Source organism: Pseudomonas sp. HY7a-MNA-CIBAN-0227 (assembly GCF_040310325.1).
Classification (GTDB): Bacteria; Pseudomonadota; Gammaproteobacteria; order Pseudomonadales; family Pseudomonadaceae; genus Aquipseudomonas.
The window spans coordinates 1-286 of sequence record NZ_JBEOPT010000077.1 but is presented as its reverse complement, the minus strand read 5'-3'; the positions used below and the strand labels follow the sequence as shown (position 1 = coordinate 286).

General features: G+C 42.3%; 1 protein-coding gene. It reads left to right on the top strand.

Annotated features, from left to right (window positions below; genetic code table 11):
- Positions 1-286: hypothetical protein (locus tag AAEZ06_RS27050; protein ID WP_350617152.1), on the top strand; the 286-nt coding region annotated here is incomplete at both ends.

Genomic DNA, 286 nt, shown 5'->3' with positions numbered 1-286 from the left:
CATGACAAGCAAGCCAAAAAGCTACAAACTGATTTTGATAAGTTAATTACACAGCAAAACCTAGACCAACCCCGAATTCAGCAGCAACGTAAAGCGCTTACCGACCTGCAACAGCAGCAAGCCGCACTTATTCAAAGTCAGCCCATTACTAATATGCGCAGCGAGCAAGAGCAAGTCGATCAAATCAATACACAGATTGAGCAAGTTAGTTTTAAGCTAGAGCGGCTATCTGAGCTTGCTAGCCAAATCAAACATATCAATCAATCGTTACCTACACTGAACAAAG